The following is an 18,870-nucleotide window of genomic DNA, read 5'->3' as shown; positions in this document are numbered from 1 at the left end:
CTAGGGCTGCTGTAAAGCGCGCCAGATCGATTTTCGGGGTATTTCATGCGAATTGCGATGATCGGGACGGGCTATGTCGGGCTCGTATCCGGTGCCTGTTTCTCGGACTTTGGCCATGACGTCGTGTGCGTCGACAAGGACGCGGCGAAGATTGCGGCGCTCGAGGACGGCAAGATGCCGATTTACGAGCCCGGCCTCGATGCGCTCGTCGCACACAATGTGGCTGGCGGACGGCTGTCCTTTACCACCGATCTGGCAAGCGCCGTAGCTGGTGCCGACGCCGTCTTCATCGCTGTCGGCACGCCCTCTCGGCGCGGCGACGGGCACGCCGATCTCAGCTATGTCCATGCCGCGGCCGAGGAAATCGCCGGTGCACTGACCGGTCCGGCCGTGATCGTTACCAAGTCGACCGTGCCTGTCGGTACCGGCGACGAGGTCGAACGGATCATGCGCGAAGCCGCGCCGCAGGCGGAGTTCTGGGTCGCTTCCAATCCCGAATTCCTGCGCGAAGGCGCGGCGATCGACGATTTCAAGCGGCCCGATCGCGTCGTCGTCGGGATCGAGGACGATCGCGCGCGCGATGTACTGGAGCGCATTTACCGGCCGCTCAACCTCAACCGGGCGCCACTGCTCTTCACGCGGCGGCGAACGGCCGAACTGATCAAATATGCGGCGAACGCCTTCCTCGCGACCAAGATCACCTTCATCAACGAGATCGCCGATCTGTGCGAAATCGTCGGTGCGGATGTGCAGGACGTGTCGCGCGGCATTGGTCTCGACAACCGGATCGGGCCGAAATTCCTCCATGCCGGCCCCGGCTATGGCGGTTCGTGTTTTCCCAAGGACACGCTGGCGCTGCTGAAAACAGCGGAAGACGAGCAGGTTCCGCTCAGAATCGTCGAATCGGTCGTCAAGGTGAACGATTCGCGCAAGCGCGCCATGGGCCGCAAGGTCATCCGCGCCATGGGCGGCGATGTGCGCGGCAAGACGGTCGCGATATTGGGGCTCACCTTCAAGCCGAATACCGACGATATGCGCGAGGCGCCCTCGATTGCGATCATCCAGGCACTGCAGGACGAGGGGGCGACGATCCGCGCCTGCGATCCCGAAGGGGTGGAGCAGGCGAAGCGCGAGCTTCAGGACGTGGAATTTCTCGCCGATCCCTATGCCGCGGCCGATGGTGCCGATGCGCTCGTGATCGTCACCGAATGGGACCAGTTCCGCGCCCTCGATCTGTCGCGTATGGCGAAGATCATGAACGCGCCGATTCTTGTCGACTTGCGCAACGTCTATTCGCCGGACGAAGCGAGAAACGCCGGGCTCGACTATGTCGGCGTGGGCATGCCGCAACATCCCGCCGAGGCCGCATAGGCAATGGCGAGCCGGACACCCCTGCACCGTCAACGGGACCGCGCAGCGTTCAGCCCCGCCTGGTTCGCGGAACTGGGCGAATCGATGCGGGTCATGTGGCGCGTGATTTTCGCGATCATGATCCGCGAATCGCGCACGCGTTACGGCTCGTCGAATATCGGCTATGCCTGGGCGTTGATCGATCCGGTAATCGAGCTTTCGATCCTGATCGCCGCCTTTACAATTTTGGGACGGGTCTCGCCGATTCCGGTGCCGCTCCCTGTCTTCCTGTTGCTCGGGATCGTTCCCTTCTTCCTGATCCGAACGTGCATCAGCCGCGGCGCCAGCGCCGTTTCGGCGAATCTCGGGCTGATCAGCTACCCGCAGGTCATGCCGGTCGATGTCATATTGGCTCGAATTTTTCTGGAGATGGCGACGACCTTTGTCGTGTTCATTCTGCTTGTCTTTGCGATGTACATGGTCATCGGCGTCGATCCCTATATGTTCTTCGGCGACCCGACCGGTTTGCTGGTCGCCATTCTCTCGCTGCTCTATTTTGCCTTGGGATTCGGTTTCTTCAGTTCCGGCCTCGCCAGGGTTGTTCCGGTCTGGACGAATGTCTGGGGGTATCTCAGCCGGCCGATATGGTTCCTGTCCGGTGTCTTCTTCACCTTGAAGGAATTGCCGCAGGGCGCCCGAAGCTACATGGTCTACAACCCGATCGCCCAGCAACTGGAATGGATAAGGTCGGCGGCGATTCCGAATTGGGAAAGCGACTCCTACAGTCCGATATATATCCTGTCCTTCGCGACGGTCATGCTCGTGATCGGGCTTGTGATCGACCGGATTCTGCTTCTGACCGGCCATGAAGAGATTGTGAGCTAGCGCCGTGACGATCGAACTGATCAATGTCAGCAAGACCTATCGGTCGCGCCGCATCGGCAAAAAGCAGGTTCTGCACGATGTCAACGCGACCTTCGAACGCGGGCACAGCTACGGCATTCTGGGACTGAACGGCGCCGGCAAGTCCACCCTGTTACGGATCATCTGCGGTGCCGAACGGCCGACCCATGGACGGGTGTGGCGCGACGTAACGATCAGCTGGCGCCTCGGGATCACGTCGTCCTTCAACAGCACGTTGACGGGAATGGAGAATCTCCGGTTCGTCTGTCAGATATATGATGCGGACTATGAAGAGGTCGCCGATTTCGTTCAGGATTTCGCGGACATCGGCAACGCCATCCACGAACCGGTTCGCACCTATTCTTCGGGCATGCGGGGGCGATTGGCATTCGGCCTGAGCATGGCTATCAGGTTTCAGGTCTATGTCATCGACGAGGGGCTGTCCGCCGGCGACTGGACGTTTCAGGAAAAAGCGCAGCAGGAATTCGAGAATCGTCGTGAAGAATCCGACATCCTGATGGTCTCGCATGCCGCCGGCGCGATGAAGGGCATTTGCGATCGCGGCGGTGTCGTACACAAAGGCCGTCTCTCCCTGTTTGATTCGCTTGAAGAAGCATCGGAATATTATGAAAGAATATCGGCATGATCGCGCGGCTTAAGGAATTGGCGTGGCCCGATACCGAAGGCCTCGACCCGAGGCAGGCCAAGCGCCGCCGCCGGCTGCAAGTGGTGGCATTGAGCATATTGCTGCCGACGCTGATCATGTTCCTCTACTATGCGCTCATCGCGCGGCCGGAATACGAAACCGAAATGAAGTTCACGATCCAGGGCCTGGAACCGCGCTCGCCGGACGTATTGAGCGGTGTCGGACTGCCCGCCATTACCCAGCAGGGGAATGATGGCGAAATCATCGTGCAGTTTATCCAGTCGCAGGAACTTGTTGCGCGGCTGGTCGAAAATTACGGGTTCGACGCGGCGTTCGGAAATTGGAGTCTGGATCCCGCCGCGCGAGTGGCGCCCGATTCCTCGCTGGGGAGCAAGACGGATTTCTGGAACGAGCAGTCCATCGTTTCCTACGATGCCGTCGCCAATGTCGTCACGGTATCGGTGAACGCTTATTCGCCGGAAGAGTCATTGCGGCTGTCCGAGGGCGTGCTGACCGAGACCGAAGCCGTCGTCAACCAGCTCAACCGGCGTGTGCAGAACGAGGCGGTCCGCGCTGCCGACGAAGAGGTCGAGGCGCGGCGCGAGGAATATAATGCCGCCCGCCGCAGGGCGATCACCTCGCGCGCCAATCGCGCTACCAGCATTGCGACGGCGGAATCGCAGCAGCAGGTGGGCCTGATCACCCAGATCGAGGGGCAGCTTGCCAATGCCCGCGTCGAGCGCGCCGCCGCCATCGCTCAGTTCCGCCCGGAATCGCCGCAAATCCAGGCTCTCGACGAGAGGATCGCGGCGCTGGAAGCGGAGCGCGCGCAATATATGGCCGAACTGCGCGGGGGGCCCGGGGTCGACGAAGCACGGCGCGACGTGGCTTCGGAAACGGCGATGCTCGACTATCAATTCGCGCAGCAAGCCTATTATGCGGCCATCCAGGCACGGCAGCAGGCCGTCCTCACCCGCGAGAATGAGCGCCGCTACCTCGTCGCGTTCGTTCCGCCCCGGCTCCCCGAATCGTCCAATTACTGGAGCCGGTTCACCAATCTCATCGGCATCGCCATCGGCATCGCACTGCTGATGTCGCTTTCCATGCTCAGCTATTCGGTCATCAAGGATCATATGCAATGACCCGTGTTCTGCGTTCGCTCCTGCCCCTTTTCGCCGTTATCGGCCTTTTCGCCGCAGGTCCTGCGCCGGCGCAGATCGACGCGGATAGCGGTGCCAGCGCGGTCGGGGCCGGCTCGGCTCCGTCGGCCGTGCTGCAGGACGACCAGCGCGGGGCATCCAACGATGATACGACATTGCGCGAGGACCAGCTTGCCGGACGTAGGCCCGAACCCTTCGGTTCGGAGCTTTTTCCGCCGCTGGATCAGCTGCAGGAATCCGATTTCGTCGATCCCAATCACATCGTTCGTCCCGGCGACACGGTTTCGGTGACGACGTTCGGCCTGACCAACCAGTCGATCCAGACCACGGTGGATGCACAGGGGAACATCGCCTTGCCCAATATCGGCCCCGTTGCGGTTGCCGGTACGCCGGCCTCGGAACTCAACAGTGTCGTCAGCGGCGCCGCGGGCAATGTCTATCAGGATACCGTTCAGACCTATGCGACGCTGGCCAGCGCCGGCCAGATCCAGGTGTTCGTGACCGGGCCGGTGCTGCGGCCCGGTGGCCATACCGGCGCGACGCAGGAATCGGAGATCGGCTTCCTGCAACGGGCAGGCGGGATCGATCCCGAGCGCGGCAGCTATCGCCACATTATCGTGCGGCGCGGCGGCGAGACCGTCGGCATGCTCGACCTTTATGACTTCCTGCTCAATGGCGATTTGTCCGGCGTCAATATTCGCAGCGGCGACGTGATCGTCGTCGGGCAGCAGGGGCCAATCGTGTCGGTCACCGGCGATGCCCGCGCGCCTTATACCTTCGAGTTCGAGAATGCGGCGGGCACGGGCGGCGAGCTGCTGCTCTACGCGCGGCCCCGGCCCGAAGTCACCCATGTGTCCGTGCTCGGCACGCGCGACGGGCGCCCCTATAACGCCTATATGACGCGCGAGGAATTCGCGTCGATCACCCTGTTCGATGGCGACCGCGTTCGCTTCGAGGCCGATGCCCCGGCCGACACCTTCGTCGTACGCGTCGAGGGGGCTACCACGGGTCCGTCGGCCTATGTCGTCAATCGCGGGGACTATCTCGGCCCGTTGCTGGCACAGATCCCGCTCGATCCGCTTGCCGATGTCCCGATGATCTATCTCGAGAGGGCGAGCATCGCCGAAACGCAGCGCGTGCTGTTGCAGGAAAATCTGGCACGGCTGGAGCGTGCTATCTACACCGATACCGGTTCGTCTCCCGGCGTGGCGCAGGCGCGCGCGGCGCAGGTCCCTGCGCTCGCCGCATTCATCCAGCGCGCCCGTCAGGTTCAACCGCGCGGATTGATCTCCTTCCCCGACGACGCGGTTCTCGATCAGGTGCTGCTGGAACCCGATGATGTTATCGTCATCCCTTATCAGACGCAGACCGTCGTGATTGCGGGCGAAGTTGAGTTGCCGCAGACGATGCTGTGGACGCCGAACAACGATGCGCGCGATTATGTGGAGCGGGCCGGCGGATTTACGCGTCTGGCCGATCGCGGAGATACGCTGGTTATCCACCCCGACGGCAGTGTGCAGCTCGGCGGCGATGTCCGGCCCGGCGACCGTATCCTCGTCCCGCCCCGGGCACCCGGACAGACGATCGCCCTCATTCGCGATATCGCGCAAATTCTGGGCCAGACAGGCCTCGCCGTCGCCTCGATCTTCAGGATTTTCTAGGGTCGGGCAGGCCTGCGATGACTTGCCGCTGTTCCGGGCGGATCAGCCTTGCTGGTCGTCGCCCCTGGCATTCGCATTCACCGCGCCGCGCGCCCAGTTGATGCCGGCCCGCGTGCCGGGAATCCGGATGCGCCTGTAGAAATTGCCGTTGAGCTGCGTCCGCTCGATCAGCTGGTTGCGGAAGCGCGTGTAGAGTTCGGCATGCACGGGATGGTTCGCTGCCTCGGACCAGAACCGGTCGACCGAGACATTCGCCGTCAATCCCTCGATCCGGTAGACGGCATCGCCCAGCGCCAAAGTCGGCTTGCCGTGGTGGAGCGCGGACATGCCGGTCGTGCTGTTGATGGTCACCACGCCCTCGGAACGCACGATCAGCGTCGGCAGGTGGATGTCGTGGACGTAGATCAGCCGGTCGCCCAAGCCCGTCCTTTCGCGCAACTGCCGGATCAGCCGCGTATAATCGGTATAGGGCCGGTCCATCGGGTGGTGCTTGATCACGAGATGCGCGTCGTCCGGCGCATGGGACGCAAAGGATTGCGTCACGTTCCGGATGAATTCCTCGACATCGTCGAACACTGAATGCACTCCGACCTGGGCGTCGTTGTGCACCTGGAGCGGGACGAGGAAGAAGCGCGGCGGTGTATCGCCGGTCAGGCGGTTTGCGATCTTTCGGTTGCGCCAGCCATACCAGAATTTGCGGAAACCGCCGCGCACCCAGCGCAGACCGTCGAACCAGCTCAGCGGCCGGTGATGCCGGTAGCGCGGGAACAGTGGCCAGAGAATGATCGCCCAGAAATAATAGGTGAAAGCCCATCCGGTCGCGAACCAGAAGCTCGGGCCGACCGTCTGGGTCGTATTGGGCTCCGGTGCCTCGGTGTTGAGATAGAAGATGCCGGCACGGGGCATGGCCGAGCGGCCGTTGACGCCGTGGCGCTCCATCGTGATGTAATCGGGGCGCAGATAGCCTTCCTCGAAGACGTAGACGTCGATGCCGAGATTGTCGGCGCGGTCGCAGGCGATCTTGTGCATGCCGCGACAGTCGCCGAACAGCATGATCGTATCGATCCGCTTTTCCTCGCAGATTCGTTCGAGGAAGGCGGGAAATTCTTCCATCCGCCCGGTGAAATTGGTGAAATCGCGGGGGAAATAATAGAGATCGCCGCCGTTGAAATTGACCTTGTGGACGTTGGCGCCCGCCCAGCGCAGGTCCTGTGCCAGCCGCGCGAAAAACGGGCCGACCGGACCCTGCAGCAACAGGATGTTGCGGCCGCGAAAACAATAGGGCGCATCTGCGGGAATTTCGGGGTTGGAGCGCGTTTCTCGCGGGGCTTCTCGATGCGCGGACTCTCGCACCAACTCGGCGCGCGGCGGTTTGCCCCTCATTATACTCACTCCTGTTGCGCCCCGCCGTCTTACATGAACTATTATTGCGCGAAAGCCAATCCGGCGTTAAACGCGTTGAACGGAAGGAATTTTTCAACAAGCCGCAATATGGAGCGGAAGAACCGCACATTTGCCGGTCGAAAGAGGTGGCATGGAGATTCCGAACGCTCGCAACCGGATTGAGCCCGAGGCGCAACCGACGAGCCCACGCCGCGCTGCAGCACATGCGCTCGCGATCAACGCCGCTGCGGTGGCGACACTGGCCAGCCGGATCGACGACGAATTCGATCGCGCCGTCAACCTGATCCTCGAATATAACAACCGCGTCGTCGTGTCCGGCATCGGCAAGTCCGGTCTCGTCGCCCGCAAGATCAGCGCGACGCTCGCATCACTCGGCACGCCGAGCATGTTCGTCCATTCCGCCGATGCAGCACATGGCGATCTCGGCATGATTGCGCCGGGCAACGTCGCCATCCTGATTTCGGCCAGCGGCGAATCGCAGGAAGTGCTCGGCCTCATCCCCTATTTGCGCGCGCTCGACGTGCCGATCATTGCGATCACCGGCGATTTGCGCTCGACTTTGGCGAAGATGGCGACGGTTACGCTCGATGCCTCGATCGAGCGCGAAGCCTGTCTCCACAACCTCGCGCCGACGACCTCGACGATTGTCGCCATGGCGATGGGGGACGCGCTGGCGATTGCGCTGTGCGAAGCGCGCGGCTTCGGCGCGTCGGATTTCGCGCAATATCATCCTGGCGGAAAACTTGGGTCGCGGCTCAAGACACCGGTTCGCAAGGCGATGCACAAGGAAGACCTGCCGATCTGTGCGCCGGGATCGCCGCTCAAGGACATGCTGCCGGTGATGTCGGAGGGCAAGCTCGGCCTCGTCCTCGTCATGGAGGATCAGACGCTTCGCGGCATCGTCACCGATGGCGATCTGCGGCGTGGCCTGGAACGCTCCGAGGAGATTTCGGGCCTGTGCGCGGCGGATATCATGACGCGCGATCCGATGACGATCGGGCCGGACGAGACGCTTTACGAAGCCGATATCAAGATGCACGACGCGCGCATCACGGCGCTCGTCGTCGCAGATCCGTCGAAAAAGGTGCTCGGCGTCATCCAGATTCATGACTGATCCGGGGCCGTGGCGCGCGGACGATCTTTTCGTGATTGCCGGGCCCTGTGCGATCGAATCCCGCGATTTCGCGCTGGAAACGGCCGAAGAGCTGAAAGGCATCTTCGCGCGGGCCGGGATCGGCCTCGTCTATAAATCCTCGTTCGACAAGGCGAACCGGACGTCGGCGGCGAGCTTCCGCGGTGTCGGCATCGATGCGGGATTGCAGATCCTGGCCGATGTGCGCGAGACGCTGGGCGTGCCTGTCATTACCGATGTGCACACGCCCGATCAGGCGGCGCCGGCCGCCGAGGCTGTCGACATGTTGCAAACACCGGCCTTTCTCTGCCGCCAGTCCGATTTCATCGCCGCCGTCGCCCGCACCGGAAAGCCGGTCAACGTCAAGAAGGGCCAGTTCCTGGCGCCTTGGGATATGACGAAGGTCGTCGAAAAAGCGCGGATCGCTGCCGAAGAAGCCGGTGTCGAGGCGCAACTCTTCGTCTGCGAACGCGGGACGAGCTTCGGCTATGGCAATCTCGTCGTCGATATGCGCGGGCTGACCATCATGAAGGAAACGACAGGCTGCCCCGTCGTGTTCGACGCGACGCATTCGGTGCAACTGCCGGGCGCACAGGGCGACAGCAGCGGCGGCGAACGCAAGCACGCTCCGGCCTTGGCGCGCGCGGCCGTGGCGACCGGCGCAATTTCGGGCCTCTTCATGGAAACCCATCCCGACCCCGACAACGCACCGTGCGACGGCCCGAACATGCTCCCCTTCGAATGGCTGCCGGATCTGCTCGCCGATCTGAAGGCGATCGCCGCCATTTCGCGCAACGCGTGACGACGACGGCGATCATCCCCGCGCGTTGGGGCTCGACGCGCTTTCCCGGCAAACCCCTCGCAAAGATCGCCGGCAAGCCGATGATCGCCCATGTCTGGGACCGGGCGATGGAAGCGGACGGCATCGACGCCGTGATCGTTGCCACCGACGACGAGCGCATCGCGATGGCGGTCGAGGATTTCGGCGGCCGGGTCGAGATGACGCGCGCCGACCACGAAAGCGGCTCCGACCGTCTGGCCGAAGTCACGGCGCGGATCGATGCCGAGGTGATCCTCAACATCCAGGGCGACGAGCCGCTCGTGCGCCCCGCCGATCTCGCCCGTCTGGCAAAGCTCATGCACGACGAGCCCGAGGTCGAGGTCGCCAGCCTGTGCCATCCGATCAGCGCCGAACAGGCGAACAACACGAATCGGGTGAAGGTCGTCCGCAGCGCCAGCGGCGACGCGCTTTATTTCAGCCGCGCCGTCATCCCGCATCCGCGCGAAACGGGCCATGCCCGCTATCTCCAGCATGCCGGCATCTATGCCTATCGCCGCGCGGCGCTGCTGTCCTTTCCCGCTTTGCCCGTACCCGCGGAGGAGCGTGCCGAGTGTCTCGAACAGTTGCGTTTCCTGGCGGCCGGCATCCCGATCCGTCTCATCGAGACGGAGGAAGGGGCACCCGGCGTCGACACGCAGGAGGATATCGCGGAGATCGAGAGGCGGATGGCGGCGAGCTAGGCTTCGATTTGGCGCCGAATCATGCAACTTCAGCGCGTCTCAGCGGTTCAACTTAGATAAGCCGAAGGGGAAAGCCGATGAACAAGCTCGCTACAGCCGCCGCCATGATCGCCGCCGCCGGATTGTCCGGCTGCATGAACACTGGCGGCATGAGCGACATTCCACCGCCGAACAGCGTCGATTTCGCGCGCGCCGATCTCGCCGACGCGTCCGGCATGGATCGCGGCGCGGTGACCTTCGAGCAGCTCGATACGGGCGTCCGCGTGGTGATCGAGGGGCGCGGGCTGACCCCTGGCGCGCATGGCGCGCACATCCATATGACCGGCAGCTGCGTCGCGCCCGACTTCACGAGCGCCGGCGGACACTGGAACCCGATGAACCGCGAGCATGGCCGCGAAAACCCGGCGGGTCAGCATATGGGCGACATGCCCAATCTGATCGTCGGGCAGGACGGTAGCGGCGTTCTCGAACTGGTGGTCGAAGGCGCCCGGATCACCGGCGGCACGGCGGCGATGCTGGACGGCGACGGCGCTGCCGTCGTGATTCACGCCGGGCCCGACGACTATCGCACCGACCCGGCCGGCGATGCCGGATCGCGCGTGGCCTGCGGTGAAGTCTACGCGGCGATGTAAAGGATTGCGGGCAAGTTCCGGCCGTTTGCCCTGAGCTTGTCGAAGGGCGTTTCGCGATATCGAGAAGCGGGCTTCGACAGGCTCAGCCCTAACGGCATTGGCCAGATCGCGGTCCCTAAATCTCCTCGCCCGCAGCTCTGGCCCGCGCCACGACGGTCCGCTCCGCTTCGGGAACGGTGCGATAGGCGATGAACAGCAGGATCAGGCCGATTGGCACGGCAGCGAGCAGGCTCAGCCCACCCGTCGACAGGCTTCCCGACATCGTCGAGACCTGCCCGGCCATATAGGGGCCGAGGGCGAGGCCGACGAGCGTCGTCGCCAGGAAGAATGTTGCCGTCGCGGTTCCACGCATACGCGGCAGCACCAGGTCCTGCGTGGTCGCAGCAGCACCGCCGAGCGCGGAACTGCCGAACAGCGATTGCAGGAAGGCCGCGACATAGAAGGTCGTGGGGTCGTTGGTGGTGAACATCACGAAAAGCGGCGGGGCGGCGGCCACGAGACCGAAGGCGACGGTGATCAGCCGTCCGGCCGGATTGCTCTGACGGAGCCAATCGGCAACCCGCCCGCCGATGATGATGCCGAGGAAGCCGGCAACCGCGCCCGGTCCACCGATCCACCAGCCTGCCGTCGCCGGGGCTTCCTCCAGAATGCGGATCGCATAGGGCGCCGCCCAGAAGCTGGCGGCGTACGACATGAAGGCGACCATGCCATAGCCGAGGATTGTCGTCAGGAAGGCCGGGGTTCCCCATATCAGGCCGAAGGTCGGCGCATCGCGGCGCTTGAGCGTCGTCGCCCAGCTGTAGATCGCGTAATAACCGACGCCGATCGCGCCCCATTGGACGTAATTGTCGGTGACCAGCGCCATGCCGACGCAGATCAGGCCGATCACGACGCCGCCCAGCACGTTCAGCGCGATACCGCGCCCACCGGCCTGCGCCGCGCCGATCAGCGTGAAGGGCGGGATAACGGCGATCAGCTCGCGGAAAAAGCCGCGGAACGGGTCTTTCACCGGCGGGCTGACGATCCCCTCGCTCTGGCCGCGCAGCGGTTCCCTGAGCGTGAAGACGAGGCAAGCGAGCACAAGGCCCGGCAGGCCGACAATGATGAAGGCGGCCTGCCAGCCGGCAAGCCCCAGCGGCGCATCGACCGGATAGGCCTCGTTCCACCATTCGACGATCTTGCCGCCGATCAGCAGCGAAACGCCGCCGCCGATGTAGAGGCCGGACGAATAGATGGCGAGCGCCGTCGCCCGCATCTTCTTGGGAAACCAGTCGGAAATCAGCGAATAGGCCGACGGGCTTGCTGTCGCTTCGCCGATGCCGACGCCGACCCGTGCGACGCTGAGCATCGCGAAATTCTTCGCAAAGCCGGACAGCGCTGTCATCAGCGACCAGATGGCGAGGCCCGCGGTCATCAGCCGGACGCGGTGCCAGCTATCGGCGAGCTTGCCGAGCGGGATACCGAACAGCGCATAGAACACACCGAACGCCGTGCCGTAGAGGAAGCCGATCTGGTCGTCACGGATGCCGAGGTCCGCCTTGATGTCCTCGGCCAGGATCGAGATGATGTTCCGGTCGACGAAGTTCAGCACATAGACGATGACGAGAACGCCGAGCACGTACCAGCTGTAACCGGTGGCGCGATGGGCGACTTCGGGCGTGCCCTCTTCATGGACGCCGGGCGCGAGGCCTTCGCCTCCCTCGACAGTCTGCGACATCACTCAACTCCCCGGGCACGTTTTTTCTGCTTTTGCAGGGGAGGGGTGTAACAGCGCTTCGCGCTTTGGCAAAAGACTTCTGCACTTTTCCCTCGCCGATCAACGAGAAAGTCCCTCATGCCGCAATCGATCCTGTTCGTCTGCCTGGGCAATATCTGCCGTTCTCCGCTGGCCGAAGGCGCCTTTCGCACAGAGGCCGAACGGCGGGGGCTGGATGTCGAAATCGATTCGGCGGGGACGGGAAACTGGCATGTCGGCGAACCGCCCGATCCCCGCGCGGTGGCGGTGGCGCAAGCGAACGACGTCGATATCGGCGCACAGCGCGCGCGACAGGTTCATCCGCGCGACTTCGAGAAGCATGACTGGATCGTCGCGCTCGACGGGGCGGTCCTTGCCGATCTGCAGGCGATGCGGCCCGACGGTGCAAGGGCGGAGGTGATGCTCTTTCTCGACCATGTCGAGGGGCGGTCCGGCGAGGATGTCGCCGATCCCTATTACGGGCAGGAGGATGGGTTTGCCGTAGCCTGGACCGATGTGACGACGGGGGCGAGGGCCCTGGCCGACCGGATCGAGGCCGGGTGAGCGATTTCGCGGATCGCGCTGCGGCGCTGGCCGGGGCAGACCCGGCGATGGCACGGCGCCTGGCGGGCGGCGATCTGAACGAGGTGATTGTCCTCGCAACGGTGGATGGCGGGCAATGCGTCGCGAAGGCCGGCCCCGATGTGAGAGCCGAGGCCGCGATGTTACGGGCGATGGGCGAGGCGGGAATGCCCGTGCCGCGCGTGATCGCGGCGGAGCAGGGGGTTCTGCTGTTGAGCCATGTCGAAAATGACGGTGCCCCCGGCTGGCCCGATCTCGGCGCAAAGCTCGCGCGCATGCACGGTCTGCGCGGTGAAGCTTATGGTTGGGACAGGGACTATCGGTTTGGCGATGTCGTGCTGGCCAATGCGCGGACGGACGACTGGCGGCAATTCTGGTGGCGGCAGCGTCTCGTCGAGACCGCGCGGCCGCTGGGTGGCGACTGGCTGCGGCGCATCGAGGCGCTGGGCCCCGTGTTCGACGACATCCTGCCAGCCGCGCCCGCCGTTTCGCTGCTTCACGGCGATCTGTGGTCCGGGAACATCCTTTGGCGCAACGGCCGGCTCGCGGCGCTGATCGACCCGGCCTGCTATTATGGCCACGCCGAGGTCGATCTCGCCATGCTCCATCTTTTCGGGACGCCGGGTGAGGAGTTCTACCAAACCTATGGCGCTCTCGAACCCGGCTGGGAGCAACGCCGGGCGGCCTATAAGCTCTTTCCCGCGCTTGTGCATCTGCGGCTGTTCGGCAGCGGCTATGCCGGGATGGTTGATCGGCTGCTGACGCAATTGCGGGTCTAGCCGCGTTCGGGCTCCAGCCGATAGCGTTCGACGATCTCGTAGCTCGCACCTTCGCCGCCGAGAAAACTCTCGTAGAGGCAGAAGTCCTCGACGCGAAAAGGATCGCTGGCGATGCCGCCATGCGTCGCGAGAAACGCCCCGATCTCACCGCTGCGCCGGTTCAGCCGCGCGATGGTAATATGCGGCAGGAAGGCGCGGCGATCAGGCGCTACGCCAACGGTCCGTAGCGCCCCGTCGACGCGCTTGTGCAATGCCTTCAGCTTGTCATGCGGCCGGACCCCGATCCACAGGCTGCCGCGCCGGCCGCCGCTGTCGAACGTACCGACGCCTTCGAGCGCGATTTCGAACGGTTCCTGCCGCACCCGCCCCAGCGCGGCGGCGATATCGCGGGCTACCTCCCGTTCCACCTCGCCGATGAAACGCAATGTCAGATGGAGCTGGTCGTCGTCCTGCCATCGCGCCCGTTTGACGCCGTCCATGATGTCGAGCAGCCGGTCGCGGATGGAATCGGGCGGGCGAATGGCGGCGAACAGGCGGTGCATGGCTAAAAATACTTAACCAATCCGCCCCCTCGAACGAAACCCAATATGCTTGAAAATTAACCGGCAATCACCGATATTGTCGGGACAGGCGGGCAATTCGCCCCGTCGCAAAGGAGATTGATTGAAATGGCCAACTGGACCGACCCCAATGCCGGCCTACAGGGCCAACAGCCGGGGACCCTCGACCGGGGCGCCCGGACCGTGGAGCGCGACGCCGGCCTGCGTTCCTATATGCTCAAGGTTTACAACTACATGGCGTCCGGCGTGCTGCTCACCGGCATCGTCGCGCTGCTGTTTTCGCGCGGCGGCATCGAATCGCCGGCTGCGACGATCATCATGTCGGGCGGCCTGCTGTCCTGGGTGATCATGCTCGCGCCGCTGGCGTTCGTGCTGGTGATGAGCTTCGGCCTCAACCGGATGTCGACGGGCGCGCTTCAGGCCTGTTTCTGGGCCTTCGCCGTCGTCATGGGCCTGTCCATGTCGACGATCTTCCTGCGCTTTACCGGGGAGTCGATCGCGACGACCTTCTTCGCGACATCGGCCGCTTTCGTCAGCCTCAGCCTCTGGGGTTACACGACCAAGCGCGATCTTTCGGGCATGGGCACCTTCCTGCTGATGGGCCTTGTCGGCCTGATCATCGCGATGGTCATCAACCTGTTCCTGCAATCGGAAGCGATGGCCTTCGTGATCAGCATCATCGGCGTCCTGATCTTCGCCGGCCTCACCGCCTATGACACGCAGAAGATCAAGTCGATGTACGCCTATGTCGCGGGCACCGACATGATGGGCAAGACGGTCATCATGGGCGCGCTGAACCTCTATCTCGACTTCATCAACATGTTCATGTTCCTGCTCAACTTCATGGGCAGTCAGGAATAGTCCGAAGCCGGACGACCAAAAAAAGGCCCGGCGGGGAGACTCGCCGGGCCTTTTTCGTTTCCTTATGGGGGAAGGGCGCCGATGATCTATCGAGGCCAATGCCAGTGCGGGGCGACGCGCTTTACCGTGTCAGGCCCCATCAAGGCCGCCTGGATCTGCCATTGCAGCCAGTGCCGCCGCGCCAATGGAAGCGCCTTCAATATCGCCGTGCCGGTCGATGGCGACCGGATCGACTGGATCGCGCGCAACCATGTCACCGAATATGAAAGCAGCCCGGGGAAATATCGCGGCTTTTGCGGCCGTTGCGGTTCACCGCTGTGGAGCCGCCGCGATGTCCGTCCCGACCATTACCGGCTGAAGGGCGGCCTGTTCGATGCGCTGACGCCAGAGCGGACCGAACACATCTTCTGGGCGGACCGGTTGCCCTGGGTCGAGGCAATGAACGATCTGTCGAAACACGACGCCTTTCCGCCGGACTGGCGGGGGTAGAAGACGGCTATCTCGCCTTCGCCGCTTCGGCCTCGGCGATCAGCTTGCCGTCGATGGCCTTGGCGCGCTGATAGGCCTCGCGCTCGGCGATTCGGGCGGCATAGGCCTTCAGGTTTTCGGTCTCGGTGATCGAGCCGAATTCCATGCCCCAGGCCGCGTGGCTGCCGACATAGACATCGGCCATCGTAAACCGGTCGCCGCAGACGAAATCGCGATCGGCGAAGTGATCGCTCAGCACCTGAACCGTCCGGTCGTAATTGCCGTAGCCGGCGGTCATTTCCTTGTCGGGATCGATCGCGAAGCCGAGCGACTTGTTCGTGATCGCTGCCTCGACCGGCCCGGCGGCGAAGAACAGCCAGCGATAATAGTCGGCGCGCTCGTCGTCGTGCGGCGCCAGCCCGGCATCGGGAAAGGCATCGGCGAGATAGGCGCAGATCGCCGCGCATTCGGTCACCACATCGTCGCCCCGCACGATCGCCGGCACCTTGCCCATCGGATTGATCGCCAGATAGTCCTCGCCCTTCATGGTCGTGCCGTAATCGAGGATCACCTGCTCGTAATCGGCGCCGGCTTCGTGCAACGCCCAGCGCGCGATCTGCCCGCGCGACATCGGATTGGTGTAGAATGTCAGGTCCGCCATCGGTCATCCCCCTCGAATCGAATTGATGGAACAGAATAAGAACATCATCGAGCGAGTCAATCCATCCCGCGATACCCTCAATCCCTGTCGGGGGCGCCGAGCGGGAAATAATCGCGATAGGGGCGGGCATCGTCGACGCAGCGGCTGACCGCCGGCAGCGCCAGCAGTTCGGCGCGCAATTCCGCGACACGAGGGCAATCATCGGGGATTCGCTCGACCCAGTCGGCATAGAACAGCGCCGGCGCCGCGGCGCAGCTGGCAAGCGATACATGGGCGGGGAAGGCGTTTTCGCCCAACCAGGCTTCGAGCCAGCGATAGGAGCGCAGCAGCCCCGTCTTCGCCGCCTCCAATGCCGCCGGGTCGGGATTCTCCGCATCGGCGATATGCGCGTTCACCGAGAGCTGCGCCGTTCCCATCACGTAATTGTCGAACACCCGGTCGAGCATTCGTACGGTCACCGCTTCGCGCGGATCGGCAGGGATGAGGCTGCGTGCCTCATCACGCGTCGCGACGAGATATTCGATGATCGCGCTCGATTCGATGATCACCGTGTCGCCGTCGCGCAGCACGGGGAATTTGCTCGCCGGATGGGCCTTCCGGACGAACGCGTAATTCTCGCCGCCCTCCATCGGGTTCAGCTCGACGAATTCAACCGGAATGTCGCAGGCGTAGAAGGGGATCAGACCCTTCCATGTGTAGGAGGAGAAGGGGTGCCCGTAGAGCTGCATCACCATGTGCCCGCTTCGATCCGCCGCCGCCGTTCGAGTTCGCGGTCGCTGGTGATCGGGATCGGCGCTTCATCGGGGTAGGGCGGCAATGCACCGCCCGGCTTGTAGGTGGCGATCATGGTCCCTTTGTCGGTGACGCTATGCCCGGTCATCTCGAACAGATCGACCGGCGTGCCTTCGCCGAACAGCCGCTTCCCGCGCCCCAGCGTGACCGGATAGGTCATCGTGATCAGCGTATCGATCAACCCGGCGGCGAGCAGCCCCGGATAGATGGTGCTCGATCCCTGGATGATCATGTCGGCGCCATCCGCCTGCTTGAGCGCCGCGACATCGTCGATGCTGCGCAGCCGATGGCTGTTCCGCCATGGCAGCGGCTGATCGCCGCGCGTCAGCACATATTTGTTGGCGCGGTCGAACGCCTCGCCCATCTCCGCGTTTTCCCCGTCGGCATAGGGCCAATAGGCGGCGAAGATATCGTAGGTCCGCCGCCCGAGCAGCAGGTCGTATTCGCCGCTGAACAGCGATCCGAGCGTTTCGCCGACGCCGTCGTCCCAGATCTTGAAGACCCAGCCGCCTTCGTCAAAGCCGCCGGTCGGGTCCTCGTCGGGCCCGCCGGGGGCCTGTATCACGCCGTCCATCGAAACGAAGGCGGCACCGGTAATCTTGCGTGGCATGGGTTCCTCCAATCGGTTCCCCTCCCGCTTGCGGGAGGGGCTAGGGGTGGGCGAGTCCGTTGCCTGTTCCGCATCGTTGGTGGGAACGGACCCACCCCCGGCCCCTCCCGCAAGCGGGAGGGGAGAATGCGTTACGCGTCCGCGGTCTCTCCCTTCGCCGCCGCCTCGATCACGGCGATCTCGATCTTCCGCATCGTCATCATCGCCTCCATCGCGCGCTGAGCCGAGGCGGGATCGTCATTGTCCCAGATCAGTGCCATCATCCGATCGGGGGTGATCTGCCAGCTGACACCCCATTTGTCCTTGCACCAGCCGCAGGCGCTCTCCTCGCCGCCATTGTCGACGATCGCGTTCCATAACCGGTCGGTCTCCACCTGATCCTTGGTCGAGATCATGATGCTGACCGCTTCGCTGTGCGTAAACATCGGACCGCCATTGAGCAGGCTGAAATTCTGGCCGCCGAGCTCGAAATCGACGACGATGACGTCGCCCTTCTTCTGCGACGGCGTGTCGGCCGGCGTCCGCTGGACGCTGAGGATGCGGCTGCCGGGAACGAGCGAGGTATAGAATTCCGCCTGTTCCTCCGCGGTGTGGTTGCTCCACAGAACGGTGGTGAGTTTCGTCATTTGCGTGCTCCGATGATCGAGAAAAACGCGCCCTGCGGATCGCTGCCCTGGATGACGAAATCGCCGCCGGGGATTTCCATCGGGCCGTTCATGATCTGCCCGCCCTTTTCTTCGATATAAGCCTGTGCCGCGTCGATATCGGGGACGCGGAAATAATAGGCCCAGGCCGACACCGGCATCTCGTCGGGCTTTTTCATCACCGCGCCGAACATGAAATCGCGGGCTTCGCCATTTTTGAGCATCTCATATTGGCCCATCGGACCCATATCCATGCTTTCGCCGACGACCCAGCCGTAAATATCGCCGTAGAAGCTCTTGGCGGCGCCGGGATCGGCGGTGACGAGTTCGTTCCAGGCGCAATGGCCGACCTTGGGCTCGTAGGCGGAGAAGGCGGTGCTTTCCTCGCCCGATTGGTCGTCGATCAGGTAGAGCGGCACGCCCTGCGGATCGGTTACCATCGCGAAGGGGCCGACGCCGGGCACTTCCTGCCCCTCGATCATCACGCTGCCGCCGGCCGCTTTCCACTTTGAGAGCGCGCCGGACAGGTCGTCGGTCTGGACATAGCCGAGCCATGCGGGGCGCGCGCCGCCGGCCGTCATTTCCTCGTTGAGTGCCAGCATTCCGCCGATCTGCTCGCTGCCCGCGGAAAAGACGCGATAGTCGACGCCGTCCTGACCGCTATCGGCCCAGTTCCAGCCAATGAGTCCGGTATAGAAATCCTGCGCCGCAGCGGCATCGGTGGTCATCAGTTCGTACCAGACAAAATCGCCATGCTTGTTCGTCATTG

General features: G+C 63.6%; 21 protein-coding genes. 13 read left to right on the top strand and 8 right to left on the bottom strand.

Annotation, left to right across the window (positions count from 1 at the left end):
* Window positions 1-45: 45 nt before the first annotated feature.
* From Q0139_RS01285 to Q0139_RS01265, 5 genes are read left to right on the top strand one after another with little or no spacing between them, the layout of a single operon-like run.
* A complete protein-coding gene (locus Q0139_RS01285; protein WP_298016157.1) occupies window positions 46-1,371 on the top strand; it encodes a UDP-glucose/GDP-mannose dehydrogenase family protein in 1,326 nt (441 codons plus the stop codon).
* A 3-nt stretch (window positions 1,372-1,374) separates the two neighbouring features.
* On the top strand, window positions 1,375-2,235 hold the full coding sequence (locus Q0139_RS01280; protein WP_298016155.1) for an ABC transporter permease: 861 nt from the start codon (window positions 1,375-1,377) through the stop codon (window positions 2,233-2,235).
* 4 nt (window positions 2,236-2,239) lie between these two features.
* A complete protein-coding gene (locus tag Q0139_RS01275) occupies window positions 2,240-2,899 on the top strand; it encodes an ABC transporter ATP-binding protein (RefSeq protein ID WP_298016153.1) in 660 nt (219 codons plus the stop codon).
* Window positions 2,896-4,041, top strand: coding sequence for a hypothetical protein (locus tag Q0139_RS01270; protein WP_298016151.1), 1,146 nt, complete (start codon window positions 2,896-2,898; stop codon window positions 4,039-4,041). Before Q0139_RS01275 ends, Q0139_RS01270 begins: the two co-directional genes overlap by 4 nt.
* Entirely contained in the window at window positions 4,038-5,720 is a 1,683-nt protein-coding gene (locus tag Q0139_RS01265; protein WP_298016149.1) for a polysaccharide biosynthesis/export family protein, read from the top strand. The genes Q0139_RS01270 and Q0139_RS01265 overlap by 4 nt, the downstream gene beginning before the upstream one ends.
* Window positions 5,721-5,762: 42 nt before the next feature.
* On the opposite strand, the gene Q0139_RS01260 is transcribed toward Q0139_RS01265, so the two are convergent.
* The gene (locus Q0139_RS01260) at window positions 5,763-7,103 is read right to left on the bottom strand and encodes a capsular biosynthesis protein (RefSeq protein ID WP_298016147.1); all 1,341 of its coding nucleotides are present in this window, start codon (window positions 7,101-7,103) and stop codon (window positions 5,763-5,765) included.
* Window positions 7,104-7,254: 151 nt separating this feature from the next.
* Between Q0139_RS01260 and Q0139_RS01255 the strand changes: the two genes are divergently transcribed.
* The 4 genes from Q0139_RS01255 to Q0139_RS01240 all read left to right on the top strand — a co-directional run bounded on the left by Q0139_RS01255 (window position 7,255) and on the right by Q0139_RS01240 (window position 10,409).
* Window positions 7,255-8,238, top strand: coding sequence for a KpsF/GutQ family sugar-phosphate isomerase (locus Q0139_RS01255; protein ID WP_298016145.1), 984 nt, complete (start codon window positions 7,255-7,257; stop codon window positions 8,236-8,238).
* A complete protein-coding gene (gene kdsA / locus Q0139_RS01250) occupies window positions 8,231-9,058 on the top strand; it encodes a 3-deoxy-8-phosphooctulonate synthase (protein ID WP_298016143.1) in 828 nt (275 codons plus the stop codon). Before Q0139_RS01255 ends, kdsA begins: the two co-directional genes overlap by 8 nt.
* Window positions 9,055-9,777 (top strand): 3-deoxy-manno-octulosonate cytidylyltransferase, encoded by a 723-nt coding sequence (gene kdsB / locus Q0139_RS01245; protein ID WP_298016141.1) that lies wholly within the window; start codon window positions 9,055-9,057, stop codon window positions 9,775-9,777. The genes kdsA and kdsB overlap by 4 nt, the downstream gene beginning before the upstream one ends.
* 77 nt (window positions 9,778-9,854) lie before the next feature.
* Window positions 9,855-10,409, top strand: coding sequence for a superoxide dismutase family protein (locus tag Q0139_RS01240; protein WP_298016139.1), 555 nt, complete (start codon window positions 9,855-9,857; stop codon window positions 10,407-10,409).
* A 115-nt stretch (window positions 10,410-10,524) separates the two neighbouring features.
* Here Q0139_RS01240 and Q0139_RS01235 read toward each other — a convergent pair whose 3' ends face one another.
* Window positions 10,525-12,126 carry an MFS transporter gene (locus Q0139_RS01235; protein WP_298016137.1) on the bottom strand — a complete coding sequence of 534 codons (1,602 nt, stop codon included), beginning with the start codon at window positions 12,124-12,126 and terminating at the stop codon, window positions 10,525-10,527.
* A gap of 117 nt (window positions 12,127-12,243) precedes the next feature.
* Here Q0139_RS01235 and Q0139_RS01230 point away from each other — a divergent pair, with 117 nt between their 5' ends.
* Both Q0139_RS01230 and Q0139_RS01225 read left to right on the top strand, forming a co-directional pair.
* Window positions 12,244-12,708 carry a low molecular weight protein-tyrosine-phosphatase gene (locus Q0139_RS01230; protein ID WP_298016135.1) on the top strand — a complete coding sequence of 155 codons (465 nt, stop codon included), beginning with the start codon at window positions 12,244-12,246 and terminating at the stop codon, window positions 12,706-12,708.
* Window positions 12,705-13,505 carry a fructosamine kinase family protein gene (locus tag Q0139_RS01225; RefSeq protein WP_298016133.1) on the top strand — a complete coding sequence of 267 codons (801 nt, stop codon included), beginning with the start codon at window positions 12,705-12,707 and terminating at the stop codon, window positions 13,503-13,505. The genes Q0139_RS01230 and Q0139_RS01225 overlap by 4 nt, the downstream gene beginning before the upstream one ends.
* Here the strand turns inward: Q0139_RS01225 and thpR are convergent.
* A complete protein-coding gene (gene thpR / locus Q0139_RS01220) occupies window positions 13,502-14,047 on the bottom strand; it encodes an RNA 2',3'-cyclic phosphodiesterase (RefSeq protein ID WP_298016131.1) in 546 nt (181 codons plus the stop codon). The genes Q0139_RS01225 and thpR overlap by 4 nt on opposite strands.
* A gap of 126 nt (window positions 14,048-14,173) precedes the next feature.
* Between thpR and Q0139_RS01215 the strand changes: the two genes are divergently transcribed.
* Entirely contained in the window at window positions 14,174-14,926 is a 753-nt protein-coding gene (locus Q0139_RS01215; RefSeq protein ID WP_298016129.1) for a Bax inhibitor-1/YccA family protein, read from the top strand.
* A gap of 126 nt (window positions 14,927-15,052) precedes the next feature.
* The gene (locus tag Q0139_RS01210) at window positions 15,053-15,415 is read left to right on the top strand and encodes a GFA family protein (RefSeq protein ID WP_298016127.1); all 363 of its coding nucleotides are present in this window, start codon (window positions 15,053-15,055) and stop codon (window positions 15,413-15,415) included.
* Between the two features lie 7 nt (window positions 15,416-15,422).
* On the opposite strand, the gene Q0139_RS01205 is transcribed toward Q0139_RS01210, so the two are convergent.
* The 5 genes from Q0139_RS01205 to Q0139_RS01185 all read right to left on the bottom strand — a co-directional run bounded on the left by Q0139_RS01205 (window position 15,423) and on the right by Q0139_RS01185 (window position 18,868).
* Complete coding sequence (locus Q0139_RS01205) at window positions 15,423-16,055, bottom strand: glutathione S-transferase family protein (protein ID WP_298016125.1); 633 nt, start codon at window positions 16,053-16,055, stop codon at window positions 15,423-15,425.
* A gap of 77 nt (window positions 16,056-16,132) precedes the next feature.
* Complete coding sequence (locus Q0139_RS01200; RefSeq protein ID WP_298016123.1) at window positions 16,133-16,789, bottom strand: glutathione S-transferase family protein; 657 nt, start codon at window positions 16,787-16,789, stop codon at window positions 16,133-16,135.
* On the bottom strand, window positions 16,783-17,457 hold the full coding sequence (locus Q0139_RS01195; protein ID WP_298016121.1) for a dihydrofolate reductase family protein: 675 nt from the start codon (window positions 17,455-17,457) through the stop codon (window positions 16,783-16,785). Before Q0139_RS01195 ends, Q0139_RS01200 begins: the two co-directional genes overlap by 7 nt.
* A 131-nt stretch (window positions 17,458-17,588) precedes the next feature.
* Window positions 17,589-18,083, bottom strand: coding sequence for a VOC family protein (locus Q0139_RS01190; RefSeq protein WP_298016119.1), 495 nt, complete (start codon window positions 18,081-18,083; stop codon window positions 17,589-17,591).
* Complete coding sequence (locus tag Q0139_RS01185; protein ID WP_298016117.1) at window positions 18,080-18,868, bottom strand: VOC family protein; 789 nt, start codon at window positions 18,866-18,868, stop codon at window positions 18,080-18,082. Before Q0139_RS01185 ends, Q0139_RS01190 begins: the two co-directional genes overlap by 4 nt.
* Window positions 18,869-18,870 lie beyond the last annotated feature (2 nt).

The sequence above is a fragment of the uncultured Parasphingopyxis sp. genome, from assembly GCF_937129435.1.
In the GTDB taxonomy this organism is placed as follows: domain Bacteria; phylum Pseudomonadota; class Alphaproteobacteria; order Sphingomonadales; family Sphingomonadaceae; genus Parasphingopyxis.
The sequence above is the reverse complement of the archived record's forward strand: the minus strand, read 5'-3'. Positions and strand labels throughout refer to the sequence as shown.

What these genes read in the sequence shown, in the direction of transcription:
- Q0139_RS01205 (WP_298016125.1), bottom strand. Translation starts at nt 16,055, where the DNA reads ATGGCGGACCTGACATTCTACACCAATCCGATGTCGCGCGGGCAGATC.
- Q0139_RS01280 (WP_298016155.1), top strand. Translation starts at nt 1,375, where the DNA reads ATGGCGAGCCGGACACCCCTGCACCGTCAACGGGACCGCGCAGCGTTC.
- Q0139_RS01285 (WP_298016157.1), top strand. Translation starts at nt 46, where the DNA reads ATGCGAATTGCGATGATCGGGACGGGCTATGTCGGGCTCGTATCCGGT.
- Q0139_RS01190 (WP_298016119.1), bottom strand. Translation starts at nt 18,083, where the DNA reads ATGACGAAACTCACCACCGTTCTGTGGAGCAACCACACCGCGGAGGAA.
- Q0139_RS01270 (WP_298016151.1), top strand. Translation starts at nt 2,896, where the DNA reads ATGATCGCGCGGCTTAAGGAATTGGCGTGGCCCGATACCGAAGGCCTC.
- thpR (WP_298016131.1), bottom strand. Translation starts at nt 14,047, where the DNA reads ATGCACCGCCTGTTCGCCGCCATTCGCCCGCCCGATTCCATCCGCGAC.
- Q0139_RS01200 (WP_298016123.1), bottom strand. Translation starts at nt 16,789, where the DNA reads ATGGTGATGCAGCTCTACGGGCACCCCTTCTCCTCCTACACATGGAAG.
- Q0139_RS01185 (WP_298016117.1), bottom strand. Translation starts at nt 18,868, where the DNA reads ATGACGAACAAGCATGGCGATTTTGTCTGGTACGAACTGATGACCACC.
- Q0139_RS01230 (WP_298016135.1), top strand. Translation starts at nt 12,244, where the DNA reads ATGCCGCAATCGATCCTGTTCGTCTGCCTGGGCAATATCTGCCGTTCT.
- Q0139_RS01255 (WP_298016145.1), top strand. Translation starts at nt 7,255, where the DNA reads ATGGAGATTCCGAACGCTCGCAACCGGATTGAGCCCGAGGCGCAACCG.
- Q0139_RS01215 (WP_298016129.1), top strand. Translation starts at nt 14,174, where the DNA reads ATGGCCAACTGGACCGACCCCAATGCCGGCCTACAGGGCCAACAGCCG.
- Q0139_RS01235 (WP_298016137.1), bottom strand. Translation starts at nt 12,126, where the DNA reads ATGTCGCAGACTGTCGAGGGAGGCGAAGGCCTCGCGCCCGGCGTCCAT.
- Q0139_RS01240 (WP_298016139.1), top strand. Translation starts at nt 9,855, where the DNA reads ATGAACAAGCTCGCTACAGCCGCCGCCATGATCGCCGCCGCCGGATTG.
- Q0139_RS01265 (WP_298016149.1), top strand. Translation starts at nt 4,038, where the DNA reads ATGACCCGTGTTCTGCGTTCGCTCCTGCCCCTTTTCGCCGTTATCGGC.
- kdsA (WP_298016143.1), top strand. Translation starts at nt 8,231, where the DNA reads ATGACTGATCCGGGGCCGTGGCGCGCGGACGATCTTTTCGTGATTGCC.
- Q0139_RS01260 (WP_298016147.1), bottom strand. Translation starts at nt 7,103, where the DNA reads ATGAGGGGCAAACCGCCGCGCGCCGAGTTGGTGCGAGAGTCCGCGCAT.
- Q0139_RS01195 (WP_298016121.1), bottom strand. Translation starts at nt 17,457, where the DNA reads ATGCCACGCAAGATTACCGGTGCCGCCTTCGTTTCGATGGACGGCGTG.